Annotated in this window: 11 protein-coding genes; 5 read left to right on the top strand and 6 right to left on the bottom strand. The window is 56.5% G+C overall.

The window, feature by feature from the left end; genetic code table 11:
- Window positions 1–35: 35 nt before the first annotated feature.
- From M0D64_RS06270 to M0D64_RS06260, 3 genes are read right to left on the bottom strand one after another with little or no spacing between them, the layout of a single operon-like run.
- Window positions 36–770: an ABC transporter ATP-binding protein gene (locus tag M0D64_RS06270; RefSeq protein WP_266257020.1), complete on the bottom strand. Its 735-nt coding sequence runs from the start codon at window positions 768–770 to the stop codon at window positions 36–38.
- Window positions 763–1,599, bottom strand: coding sequence for an ABC transporter ATP-binding protein (locus M0D64_RS06265; protein WP_266257019.1), 837 nt, complete (start codon window positions 1,597–1,599; stop codon window positions 763–765). Before M0D64_RS06265 ends, M0D64_RS06270 begins: the two co-directional genes overlap by 8 nt.
- A gap of 4 nt (window positions 1,600–1,603) precedes the next feature.
- The gene (locus M0D64_RS06260) at window positions 1,604–2,809 is read right to left on the bottom strand and encodes a substrate-binding domain-containing protein (RefSeq protein WP_266257018.1); all 1,206 of its coding nucleotides are present in this window, start codon (window positions 2,807–2,809) and stop codon (window positions 1,604–1,606) included.
- Between the two features lie 398 nt (window positions 2,810–3,207).
- Between M0D64_RS06260 and M0D64_RS06255 the strand changes: the two genes are divergently transcribed.
- Genes M0D64_RS06255 through M0D64_RS06245 form a run of 3 tightly spaced genes read left to right on the top strand, consistent with a single transcriptional unit; the run spans window position 3,208 to window position 5,934 of the window.
- A complete protein-coding gene (locus M0D64_RS06255; protein ID WP_266257017.1) occupies window positions 3,208–4,254 on the top strand; it encodes a cyclase family protein in 1,047 nt (348 codons plus the stop codon).
- 26 nt (window positions 4,255–4,280) lie between these two features.
- Window positions 4,281–4,982 carry an SDR family oxidoreductase gene (locus M0D64_RS06250; RefSeq protein ID WP_266257016.1) on the top strand — a complete coding sequence of 234 codons (702 nt, stop codon included), beginning with the start codon at window positions 4,281–4,283 and terminating at the stop codon, window positions 4,980–4,982.
- Window position 4,983: 1 nt separating this feature from the next.
- Complete coding sequence (locus M0D64_RS06245; protein ID WP_266257014.1) at window positions 4,984–5,934, top strand: 3-hydroxyacyl-CoA dehydrogenase; 951 nt, start codon at window positions 4,984–4,986, stop codon at window positions 5,932–5,934.
- Window positions 5,935–6,238: 304 nt separating this feature from the next.
- On the opposite strand, the gene M0D64_RS06240 is transcribed toward M0D64_RS06245, so the two are convergent.
- Window positions 6,239–7,204 carry a LysR family transcriptional regulator gene (locus tag M0D64_RS06240; protein ID WP_266240071.1) on the bottom strand — a complete coding sequence of 322 codons (966 nt, stop codon included), beginning with the start codon at window positions 7,202–7,204 and terminating at the stop codon, window positions 6,239–6,241.
- A gap of 1,164 nt (window positions 7,205–8,368) precedes the next feature.
- Between M0D64_RS06240 and M0D64_RS06235 the strand changes: the two genes are divergently transcribed.
- Complete coding sequence (locus M0D64_RS06235) at window positions 8,369–9,022, top strand: TetR/AcrR family transcriptional regulator (protein WP_266257013.1); 654 nt, start codon at window positions 8,369–8,371, stop codon at window positions 9,020–9,022.
- 291 nt (window positions 9,023–9,313) lie between these two features.
- Here M0D64_RS06235 and M0D64_RS06230 read toward each other — a convergent pair whose 3' ends face one another.
- Complete coding sequence (locus M0D64_RS06230; RefSeq protein WP_266240067.1) at window positions 9,314–10,033, bottom strand: hypothetical protein; 720 nt, start codon at window positions 10,031–10,033, stop codon at window positions 9,314–9,316.
- 697 nt (window positions 10,034–10,730) lie between these two features.
- Here M0D64_RS06230 and M0D64_RS06225 point away from each other — a divergent pair.
- The gene (locus M0D64_RS06225; RefSeq protein ID WP_308101850.1) at window positions 10,731–11,240 is read left to right on the top strand and encodes a zinc-binding dehydrogenase; all 510 of its coding nucleotides are present in this window, start codon (window positions 10,731–10,733) and stop codon (window positions 11,238–11,240) included.
- Between the two features lie 387 nt (window positions 11,241–11,627).
- Here M0D64_RS06225 and M0D64_RS06220 read toward each other — a convergent pair whose 3' ends face one another.
- Entirely contained in the window at window positions 11,628–12,245 is a 618-nt protein-coding gene (locus tag M0D64_RS06220; protein WP_266257012.1) for an NADPH-dependent F420 reductase, read from the bottom strand.
- Window positions 12,246–12,500: the final 255 nt, after the last annotated feature.

Raw genomic sequence — 12,500 nt, 5'->3', positions numbered from 1 at the left:
GATTGGGTCGCAAGAGGGGATGCGTGAGGGCAACGTCAGGCCTGAAGGCTAAGTAGCGTCTCTTGCAGTGTCTCGTCAGTGGATAACGTCGCCATGCTGCCCGAGTGTATGATCCGGCCGTCGTCCATGACCGCAACATGGTCACCAATGGAGCGGACGAAATTGAAGTTTTGTTCGACAAGCAGGATGGTGGTGTCGTGCGTCTTCAATTCAATGAGCGCTTCCGCCAGGTTGTCAACAATGGACGGCGCAAGACCCTTGGTCGGTTCGTCTATGAGCAGCAGTTTGCGCGGCTCAATAATCGCGCGTGCGATTGCAACCATCTGCTTTTGGCCACCGGAGAGCGTTCCTCCTGGGCGTAGCCAGAATCGCTTCAGGGCAGGGAACAGCTGAAAAATCCAGTCCAGACGCGCGTGATTTAGCCGGCCCGAAATTGAAGCAAGGCGAAGGTTATCCTGAACGGAAAGATCCGAAAAAATACCCATATCTTCAGGCACGAACGCGATGCCGCGGCGAGCTATATCTGGTGTCTGCACGGCTTCGATGTTTTCACCGTCGAAATGTATGGTTCCGGCGCTCGCGGCCCACAGATTCATGATGGTTCGGAGTGTAGTGCTCTTGCCCGCGCCGTTGCGTCCTAATAGCACTGTGAGTCCGGACCTCGGGACGCACATATCGACACCCTGAAGGATGTGATACTCGCCGATGTGCGTATGGACGCCACGCAGCTCCAGTAATGGGTTGTCGGCGGCTACGACGAACTCATGCATATGACTGTCCCTCCTGCGTGCCGCGCTTTGCCACAGGGCGTTTGGCTCCGAGGTATGCCTCCTGGACGATTTGCGACCTCATGACAACGGCCGGCGGTCCATCTGCAAGTAGTTCGCCGTTGTGAAGGACGATAATGCGGTCAGCCAGGGAGTGGACGATGTTCAGTTTGTGCTCCACAAGCAGGATTGTCTTGTCGCCTTGTTGCTTGAGTCGCTTGATCTGATCGAGAATCAATGGGACTTCGTCTGCACTCATTCCAGCAGTCGGTTCATCGAACATGAAAATCTCGGGTTCCAACGCCATAAGGATGGCGACCTCAAGTCTTCGTTTCCCGCCGTGGGACAATTGGGCGGCGAGTTCGTTGCTTCGTGGCGCTAGCCCTACCTGTGCGACGTAGTGGTTCGCCTGTTCGATCAGGTCAGCACGGTTTTTCCACATCGATGTCATGTTGAAGCCCGCCCTGTGCCGGCTTTGCACGGCCAGTCGGACGTTCTCGATGACCGAGAGCTGCGGAAACAGGTTGGTCAACTGAAAGGCGCGGCCGATGCCCATGCGTGTACGTTTCGCTACGTTGAGCCGCGTAATGTCTTCGCCCTTGAAATGAATCTGTCCGGAAGTGGATTTCAGCTGTCCAGAGAGGAGGTTGAAGAACGTGGTCTTTCCCGCACCATTCGGTCCGACGATCGCCGTGAGCGTGCCGGGTGAAAACTGAGTCGTAACGCTGTTTACGGCGACGTGACCTCCGAAGCGGATGGTCAGCGACGTCGTGGACAGCGCTGGGACGTCGCTTTGCTTTGGCACTGCGTCATGTGGGCTGCTGGAAGTCATGAGATCACTGCCTCGTAGTGATCGGAACAACAATTTCCGAAGCGGGAATTTCGCGCGTAAGTTCCAACAAATCCCATTTACCGGTGGAAGCTTCCTTCGTGCGGAACTGATACTCGGACTGCATTGCTTGGTGGTCCTGCCGGCGGAAGGTAGCTTTCCCTTTTGGCGAGTCGAATTCCATTCCTTCCATCGCCGGAATGAGCTTTTCGGAATCGGCAGACATGGCCTTCTTCAATCCTGTCACAATGGCCGAGGCAGTCATGAACCCTCCCGCAGCCATCATATCTGGCGGCATGCCATAACGCTTCGTGTGCGTGGCAACAAGCCAGTCATTCATCGCGTTCTTCGGGAAAGCATAGTAGTAGAAGATTCCGCCGCTGACTTGAAGTCCTCTCCATGTCTGCAGGTTATCCAGGTTTGCCCCGCCAATGGATAGGAATTCAATTCCGTAGCGCCCTGGATTCAGGTCGGAGAGCTTGCGTATCGGGTTGGGGGAGCGCCATATCACGACGATGTATTTGCGGCCGTTAAGCGGCTTCATCGCGTCAAATATGCGTTGCATGGGCGCAGTGAAATCGGAAGTCGAAAGCGGCACGAATTCGTCCTGGACGATCTTCGCTCTGCTTTTGCTTGCTGCGAGTGCGGCCTTGAATGCGTTCACACCGTCGTGGCCGTAGACGTCATCCGTCGCGAGGAAAGCGATATTGTCGCCTTCCTTGAGTCCGGCTGCACTGGCGAGTGCATCCTGAGTTGAATTTCGGCTCGCGCGAAACAGGTAGCGATTCCAGTCCTTACCTGTCAGCGAATCCGCGATCGAAGGCTCGAGTATCAGAATCTTCTTGTACTCAGCCGCGACCGGTGCCATGGAGAGCCCGCCACCTGACCACGAAGTGCCCACGCCAATGTCGGCTTTGTCGTCGGCATAGGCTTCGGTTAGAAGCGACTTCGACAACTCGGGTTTCATCTGATCATCTTTGACGATGATTTCAATCTTTCGGCCCAGAACCGTCATGGTCCCTTGAGTCGCGTATTCGAAACCGAGACGTAGCCCTCGTTCGGTGTCTCTGGCATAGGACTCCAACGGCCCCGTCTTGCTCGCGATCAGCGCGATCTTGATCGGTTTTTCTTGACCAATCGCGACCGATGCTCCACCGATTGTCATCGTGGCTGCGGTGGCAATTGCGCCACAGAGTTTCCAGATCTGTAACATGAGTGTCTCTTTGGTTATTTGAATCGCTTGGCCTGATGCGCGGCGGACCGTGAGTGGCTGTTTAGGCGTGAGCCTTACCGCAAGATGAATGTTCCGGAGACTTTCAACAAGCGATTTAGGCTGATGCACCGCATCAGTCTTGATGATGCGTCACCGCGCGACCTGTAGCCGGTGTTGCCTGCGTGTGTAGGCTCAACTCTGACCGAAACGTCTTCTTGCAAATCTAAAACATACCAAGTAGTATGTTTTTGGCAGGCTAAAACGACATCGGCCTCGGCTCCGACCCCAGGTGCGCCGTGCCGTATTCGGCAGGGGGTCTGATGCTTGATCGCGAGCACGCGCGGCGTGTGAATGCCGATCATGTCAGTACCGCTGTGACAGTTCATGGAGACATACACATGCGTTGGAAGAACAGGCCGGATGGGGCGAACTGGGGCGATTTTGGACCGGATGATCAACTTGGACGCCCCAACTTGATCAGTGCGGATCAAGTATTGAAAGGCGCTGCCGAGATACGTGCGGGGCTTAGTTTCTGTCTCTCGTTGCCGCTCGACTACCCCGGGGAGAGCAAGCTAAATGTTCGCCGTCGACCTCCAGTTTTGCGGCCGACCATGAAGGACGATCTGGCGTACGTGAACTTTCCTTTTGCGCGTATCGATGAGCAGGCAACCGACGTGATCAGCGACGACCAGGTTCTGTTGAGTCTGCAGTATTCGACGCAATGGGATTCGCTCGCGCACGTCGGCGCGCTCTTCGACGCCGATGGCGATGGTGTTGCCGAAAGCGTTTATTACAACGGCTACAAAGCGAACGTTGATATCGTCGGGCCGGTGGAGTATCGCGCTGACGACGCATTCAATGCGCACGCCTGCGCCAGCGAACACAGCCATGCCGACGCACTCGGAATCGAGAATCTGGCGGTAAAAGGAATGCAAGGGCGGGGTGTATTGCTTGATCTCGTCTCTCATTACGGCCGCGAGTATCGGACAGTTGGATACGACGATCTCATGTCTGTAATCGAGGCCGACGGGGTTCAGATCGATCGAGGCGACATGTTACTGCTGCGCACCGGCTTCGCGGAGATGGTGCTCGAAATGAACCGTAGCCCTGATGTGGCCGTTCTCGACACGCATTGCAGCGCGCTGGATGGACGAGATGAGCGTCTCTTGCAATGGATCACTGATTCCGGGATCGCCGCGCTTGCCGCTGACAACTACGCGGTCGAGCGCTATCCGGTCCGGCCGGTAAGCGGTAACCACCCGTTGTTGCCGTTGCATCATCATTGCCTCTTCAAACTGGGCTTGCCTTTGGGCGAGCTCTGGTATTTGCAGGAATTGGCTGAATGGCTACGCGCTAACAAGCGTTCTCATTTCATGCTGACTGCGCCGCCGCTGCGCCTACCGGGCGCCATGGGGTCGCCGGTCACGCCGATTGCCACTGTCTAGCGTTTCTGATATCAGCCGAGCAGAGTATGACTAAAGAAAGAGTATTGATCACGGGAGGCGCTGCCGGAATCGGCGCAGCGTGCGCCGAACGATGTAGAGACGATGGCTATGAGGTTGTGATAATCGACCGGATCGGCGATGGTCTTATCGCGGATCTGACGGACCCGGTGGCAACCGCACATGCGCTTGACGAGGCGTTGAGGAATGGGCCGATTACTCGACTCATCAACAACGTCGGTGTGGTATGTCCCGCGAGTGCGAATGAGCAGACGTTTGCAGAACTCGAACTTGCCTGGTCGCTGAATGTGCGCTGCGCGATGCAGTGTATGCAAGCAGTCCTTCCGGGGATGATGGCGGCCGGTTTCGGACGGATTGTCAATATGTCTTCGCGCGCGGCGCTCGGAAAAGAACTGCGTTCGGCCTATGCCGCAACCAAGGCCGCATTGATCGGCATGACCAGGGTGTGGGCGCTTGAATTGGGACGGCATGGCATCACCGCCAACGCAATTGGTCCGGGTCCGATTCGCACAGACCTGTTCGACCGGGCAAATCCTCCGGAGAGTCCACGCACCCAGGCGATCATTGACAACGTGCCTGTCAAGCGAATGGGAACGCCCTACGACGTGGCACATGCAGCCGCATATCTATTGGACCAGCGCAGTGGGTTTGTGACCGGTCAGGTGCTGTACGTCTGCGGTGGAATGACGGTCGGTGTGGCAGGAGTCTGATATGAGTAATAAATTGGCAACTCAAGCGGCCGTTATCGGAGCGGGTAGCATTGGCGTAGCGTTCGCGATCGTTTTTGCGAGAGCAAAGTGGATCGTCCGGATGTATGACCCGGACACGGAACGGCGCGAACGCGTACCTGAGGAAATCATAGGACGCCTGCGGGAGCTCGACAATTTTGGATTGTTGAGCGAGCCGGTAGACGCGCTGATGGGCCGCATCGAGATCGTTGCAACGCTTGAACAGGCAGCCGCGGGTGCTAACCTGATTCAGGAATGCGCCCCGGAGCGCGTCGAGCTGAAAGAGGTGTTATTCGCGGAGCTCGACGCGATCGCACCGGTCGACGCGATTCTTGCTAGCGCGTCATCTGCATTGACCACGTCTTCGTTTGTTGGGAACTTGAGCGGACAGCACCGGTGCCTCGTTGCCCATCCGGGTAATCCTCCGTACCTGATTCCCGTGATCGAGCTTGTACCGGCGCCATTTACATCATTGGACGTGGTCGAGCGCGCGTTGTCGCTGTATCAGGACTGCGGACTCAAGCCGATTGTGGTCAAAAAGGAACTGGAAGGCTTCGTCTTTAATCGTTTGCAGGGTGCGTTGTTGCGTGAAGCGTATTGTTTGGTGAGGGACGGCGTAGCGACTGTTGACGAGATTGATACGGTAGTGCGGGACGGCCTCGGCTTACGTTGGTCGGTTATCGGACCGTTCGAGACGGTTGACCTGAATACTCGGGGCGGCATAGCATCGCACGCTCTAAAGATGGGCCCGGCATATGAGCGGATGGGGGCTGAGCGGGGGCAGCATGACCCGTGGACCCCGGCTCTGGTCGAGAAGGTTGCCGCCGCCCGGCGCGCCGTATTGCCGATCGAACAATGGGACGAGCGCGTTGTCTGGCGTGACCAGAACCTGATGGCCTTGATTCGCAATCGCAATAAAGCTGATTTTGGATGACGAATTGTCGTTGGGTGACTTGCCAGGGAACCTTGGTCCTGAGTGAGTTACCCGCCGCCAAACACATCCTTCAAATGTCTAGCGCATTACTGAGGCGGGAGGGCATGTGGTCGGACGTCGACACGGGACCCGAAGCGAACGCGCCCTGAGCGAGCTGTTTGAAAATTGCCGTGTTTACTCGCAAACGACGTGGCAGTAATACTGCCGGCCCCAGAGCAGCAGTTTCGACACATTGAATAGTCCCAGTTTGTGAGCCAATTGCGTTTTTGTTTCGCTCCGGTGCACGCTGCGGGCGACGATTGGGTTAGTGGGTCCTATGCTCGGACAGGGGGCGCCTGACACTCAACGGTGAAGAAGCACCACTCCAGAGTGTCCTGACTTCTTTGAGCCGGTTTCCAAACATTTCAATAAAAATGCGAGCTGCGGGTGTTAGTGGCTTCCGAAGATCGTGCAGCAGGTATAGATCGAAAACGGTATGTGGATTTGTGATGGGATAGATGTATGTGTCTGCATTTTCTAGCTTGTCCACGACGGAATTCATCAGGCACATAGCACCCCAGTCCGAACGGCGGACGCTCTCGAGAGTGGCCACCATACCGTTAATTGTGACTACACTCTTTGGCGAAATGCGCCCACTGGCAATATGGCCGCGCATCGTCGTGCCCAATAGGTGGCGGTCGGATGGGATAACGAGCGTAAGGTCTTTCATCAGAGAGAGGTCGCAGGGTGTGAGCGACGGGCCGTTTATGGGGTGTCCGGAGACCAGAACGTATTCGTCCGTGAAACCGAGCCGACACGATAGACTGTTGCTGTCCAAAGGTAGGGCGCCTAGGCCAACATCGAGTTCTCCGGCCTGTACCAGGTCCGTGATGTCACGCGCGTACGCTTCAGTCACGATGATCTCGACCTGCGGATACAGCGCATGAAAGTCGCCAAGCACATTTCCCAGAACGTTTTGACACATTGATGAAGTCAACCCGATTCGCATTGACCCGACAACTGACGTTCCCTGTGCCAATTCGACCAGCTCCTGCTTGGCAGCGGCGATACTACGCGCAATCGGAACGCAAAGTTCATAGAATCTGCGCCCAGCAACTGTGGGTTCCAATCCACGTTGTGCGCGCTGAAAGAGGGGGGTTTTTAGCTCTTCTTCCAGATTTCGAATTTGCATGCTCAATGCTGACTGCACGACATGCATCCGCTCGGCTGCCTTGGTGAAACTGCGTTCTTCAAAAACGCTGATGAAATAGTGAATTACCCTTACGTCCATGGCCGTCTCCTTCTCCTTCTCTTACTCTTGTTGCCGCGACGACGCTCGTGGTCGACGCAATCTGGACATCTCCAGGTTGCTGCTTCACGAGCCGCCTCTGCTTGGAATGGCACTTATGCCAATCTTTGTCGGCATTCGCGACTTTCGTGCGATTTCGCAGAGCGTATAGTCTGGTCGAAACACTTGGATTCAACTTGCGCTCAGTCGCGTGGAGGTCCGTTGAGGAGGAAACCGGCGGGGCGCCCGTGGGGTCGGACGACGTGCAGGCGGACAATCGGCAGCTCGGTTCGATTTGCTTCAACGCTTGCCGCACAGCGCGAAAGGCGGGCCGTTGTGGTGACGGCTTTCTACGAACGACTTCGAGCGAGACAATAGCGTCTAATCGATGCATGTCCATTGCACGCCACACGTTGGTGTATCACTCTCATCGATAGTTTGGCGAGAACAGTCAAAGAGAGGGGCACGTCATCAATCGGCCTTTGCCCCCGTCAACTCACGTATCGACCATCTACATTCGCGACCTATGCGCCGACAGTAACGCTGCGCAAGCTATAGGCGATGCTCCCTTTAATGATGCTTCGATGGTGCTGCAAAGATTTCCACCTGAAATGTCTCATTGGATGGTTTATAATATGACCGGTCGTCTTAAAAGTCAACTCCTCTCGTTGAGGTCGGGGTTTGGTGGCTGCGTCAGACTGCTCGCCGGTTGTCGAAGTCAGCCGGACAGCGGCCGCCTTGTGAGTCAGGACTGAAGCGACCCTTCGAGGCGGCATTAGTGGAGCAGGACCAGGGGCTAAATGAATACGTTTGCGTTCTGCATGGATGTAGGTGCCGCCCTTGGTCGCTGTCATGGAGGTAGCGATATTGTTGAAATTCATCGAGTGACCGCATCGAGAGTGCAATTGCCTCATCTGAAGGCGTAACGGTCAAGCTTCCGCAACCACGCTCGCGAGTGGAGCGGATGGAGGTGCCTATGATGAGCGCTGCGGGCCGAGCAGGCGTCGCGACCGCTAACGTTTAAGGCGCCACCACAATCCAGGTGATATTCCGCCCGACTGGCAAGCCGCACACCGCGGGACTGCGTTGTTCGTATGCGGTCTGTCGATGCGACGCTGGAGAGAGTGGTCGCAACAGTTGTATGCTCTGAACATGGAGAGGTTATGTATGGTGTCTAAAGTGCGCGAGAAAATTGTTAGCGCGGCCTTGGAATGCTTCCACGAACTGGGCTTTAGCGCATGCAGCGTTCAGGACATAGTTGATAGGGCGGGCGTGCCGAAGGGTTCGTTCTATAACTATTTCAAGGCCAAGGAATTGCTGGCGGTCGAAGTGCTCGATATCTATACCGCAGGTTCCCGGCGAGAGTTGCTTTCCGATATCTCCGTTGCACCGGTTGGGCGTCTGCGCAGTCATTTCGAATTTCTGGCGTCGCGTTATGCCGGCTTTGGCTACGCCAAAGGATGTCTAATCGGGAACTTGGCCGCAGAATGCTCCGACAACATGCCGCTGGTGCGTCAGGCTCTAGCCGAGTCTTTGACACGCTGGGCAAACACCGTCGCCGCTACGATTCGAGCGGGACAGAGCGATGGCAGCATCGTGCCCGGACTGGATGTTGATACGACCGCACGTTTCATGATTAACAGCTGGGAGGGCGCTGTCGTTCGCATGAAAATTGCTGTTAACCGGGAGCCTCTGGATGATTTCTTTGCCGTCATTTTTCCGCTGCTAACCCGGCCAACCGTAGAAATCGAGAAAGCCGGCACAAATCGACCGGTCGCTTCCCGGGTCCAGCGCCAGACGACCCGTGGCGCTTCCCAGTAACGCTCATCAAGCCTGCCGCTCCTTGATTTGAAAGATGACGACATACCTAGCCGTTGTACATAAGGGTTGGGTCTGTCCATAGCCAGAAATTGAACAGTAACAAATCGCTGAAGAGGATCACGCTGTTTCCTCGCAACTTCTCGTCAGTTCGGGCAGAGGCAAAGACATGGGCGGAGACACTGGGGTGAACTACGTTCGAAATATTCATTCAGTTATCTTGCGCGCAGGACTACAGCAACGCTGCGAGACGCAGCGCTGATCGGCCGGTGGCCGTGCGTTAGCACGGCACAGTCAGGCAAACCGCGGAGCCGTTATATCAACGGAGACCAGTAGGGGCTCGGGCAGTGCCTGATTCCCTTCTGCCAGCGGGAAAATGCGGCGTCGCGTTGGCACCATGATGCCGTTCGCTTCGACATAGTCACCAATGTATTGTGCGCCAAACGTCCCACCGAGCACGTCCACCGCATAGTCATGCCGACGCATCAGTCCGTCAGGGCCAAAGTAGGTGACCTGCTCGCGGGTGTGGCTTGTCACCGAGTCAGGGAACGTCACTTTGAGTCTGCGCCAGGTTTCACCGTTTTCATGCCACGGTTCCAGTTCTTCTGTCACAAAACCCGGCCAGGTATACAGAAACGGCTGATTAAGATAGGTCCAAAGCGCATAGCTGTCGAAATAGGCAGCATGAAGGACATCCCAGGGCGTCTCGTTTGCGTGACCCTGAAAGGCAGCGCGCGGATCGTCGCGTGCCTGAATGAGTTCGCCTGACTCCGTTTCCAGAGAAAGCCGCTGTGGCGTGAAGTGAACAAGGCGGTCTGGCGCACCGACACGATAGATTGTCGCCTCTTGTACGTGCGTTTGCGCCTCATAGCGGTTGTCATCAAACAGATTCGGTTGCCCCTTGAGCGCCCATAGGACACCACCCACTGACACGTCGACCGTCAAACGCTGGAACGCGTTCCAGCGCTCCATGCCACCGTGCGACTGAATTGCTAGCTCAAGAAGGTCGGACATTTTCCTGTTCCTTTTTCGAAACATGATCGCGCGGGCAAACCCGCGGTAGAAATTGCGTCTAGCGCAGCGATCGCAGAAGATGCAACTAGCTGCTTCGGGTTACAGTTTCCAGCGACGAATCCGTTGGTCATGCTCGCCGCGGCTCGACCGGCCCGATCAGTTCGCCTTGCCGGGCGAACCTAGTAGAGCGAACCCGAGGATTGTTTCGCGCTGCCGGTTGCGCCTGACGGAGAAAGTACCTGAACTGGCCAAGCGACGACATGGCTTTGCGCCGGGCCTGCCCGCTGCTCAAACAACGCTCAACCGGTGGCCATCAGGTGGTTGAACTGGTTGACTCAAGCATGTTCGGCGAAACCGGGATTCGTGCGCATCGCGACGGCCTGACCCACGAGGGAGGCGCCTGCCTACAGTGGCACTAAGGTTACCTCCAAGTCCTCGGAAAGACAGCAGTCAACTTTGAATTCTGAAGTACGCTGCGCTAAACAATCGCACTGTTCCTTTGATAGCGCGTCGGTGAACCCAGCGTGAGATGTCAATCGCACCCGCGCGCTCGCTGGTCAAGATTCCTGACCGGTTGGATTTTGTCGAGGCGGCCGCCATCTGGTCCGCTTTTGGCACGGCGTGGAGTGGTCTGGTCTGGTCGCGGGCGGACGTCTGCAGGAAGGGCAGGTAGTGTTGATTCCCGCCGCGTCTAGCAGTGTCGGCCTCGCGGCAATCCAGATTGCCAACCTTCTGGGTGCGCGGCCAATCGCGCTCACGCGCCGCTAAGACGGAGGTGTTGCGTAGGTTTGGTGCCTCCCTGGTGTCGGAGTCGCAAGATGTGGCGGCGGAAGTCAGGCGTCTTACCGGTGGCCGCGGCGCCGAACTCGTGTTCGATCCGGTCGGAGGCCAAGGCTTCGCGCAACTCGCGAAAGCGACCGCGAATGGCGGCCCGCCGGCGTTGTACGGCGCGCTCGCGACCGATGCAACCGTGATTGATCCGTTCGACATCTTCGCCCGCCACCTGACAGTTCGTGGCGCCGCGCTGACTGCTCGAATGCGCGACGACGCGCAGTTCGCACTGAAGAAGCGCTTTGTCGGCGACCGCATTGCGGATGGATCGCTGCGTCCCGTCATCGCGCGAACCTTCCCACTCGACGAAATCGCCGACGCTCATCGGTTCATCGAAGCCCGCGAGCAGATCGGCAAGGTGGTCGTTACACCTTGAGCGAGCTTGGCGCCAAAGTAATCTCTAGGTCGGGATGCCGCAAGCCTTGGGCGCTGCATTAATGATTCTGGTGCTGCGAAGACTCGTGAGTTAGGGATAAGGTGAAGGTTTTTTGGGGCTATGCGCAGCGAAGCTGTTCTCAATTGAGCGAAATCAACTGTCGCCTATATTTGTCAGATCGGTACAAGGACGGCGGAAACAGCGCAGCTATGTGGACGGTATGTTGTCGCCACGCCATTTCGTGTGTGCGACTGTGGCGATCGATCACAACAAGTTAACGTGGCCGAAATTCGATGGGTTGCGTGCTGGCCAGAAAAGAGTTCTGCCGGCGCTTCTGCTGTGAAACTACACAGCAGGAGCTTTGTCACGACGACACGTGGCGTGTTATCAGACTGCCTGGAAGGCGCGGAAGGTGATGGTCCGGCCGTAACCAGAATCGGTCGCGAGTCGAACAGTGAACATTCCCATGGCCTCAGCGTACAGTGCCATGGCGAGCTTGCCACCGTTAATCGGATCAAACCCAGCCTCTTTGACGAGCTCAACTATTGTTGCCTTCGCTTCTTCATCGTCTGAGCACACGAATACGCTAGTCTTTTCGAGTTTGCCAGGCTCCCGAACGACATTGGACCAGACGGACGTGAAAGCATTGACAACCCGGGCTCCGGGCAGCGCCTTAGCGATATTCTCAGATGAACTTGGCAGACCGTCGCGCCCAACATCACCTGAGACAGATACAGAAATCACAATGCCCCTGTATCCGGATAGCGTGGTAGCCGCCTGAGGAATCGCTGCAGCCGGCACGACTACAAACACAACATCGCTGTCGAGGATATCTTGTTCCGTCGCCTCCGAAACACCGAGCTCCCCGCTCAGCTTGATCGCAGAAGCGCTGCCTGCTTTCGAGCCTCGAACGCGAACCGAATGACCGGTCCTCTTGCTCATGGCGGTCGCGATGGCACTTCCCATGTCACCGGTGCCAAGTACCGAGATATTCAACTTTTGCATAACTCATGCTCCAGAACACTGTTGCAGGTTCGATGCCTAACTACATACTTTAACTTCGGTGATAGGGCGTACCCCACTGTGATAGCACCGGCTTTGACTGCGCTGTAAGCGGCTCGCGCCGGCCGTTATAGGCGGTGACTGAGATAGACACCAAAGTAATGTCCATCATTCCGATTTGATGGGCACCACTTTGTCACAGTCTGAAGAGAAGAAGCCGGGTACCCGAACGGGGCGCCCGAATTACGCCCGGGAGCT

The organism is Paraburkholderia sp. WS6, assembly GCF_030464835.1.
Classification (GTDB): domain Bacteria; phylum Pseudomonadota; class Gammaproteobacteria; order Burkholderiales; family Burkholderiaceae; genus Paraburkholderia; species Paraburkholderia madseniana.
The sequence above is the reverse complement of the archived record's forward strand: the minus strand, read 5'-3'. Positions and strand labels throughout refer to the sequence as shown.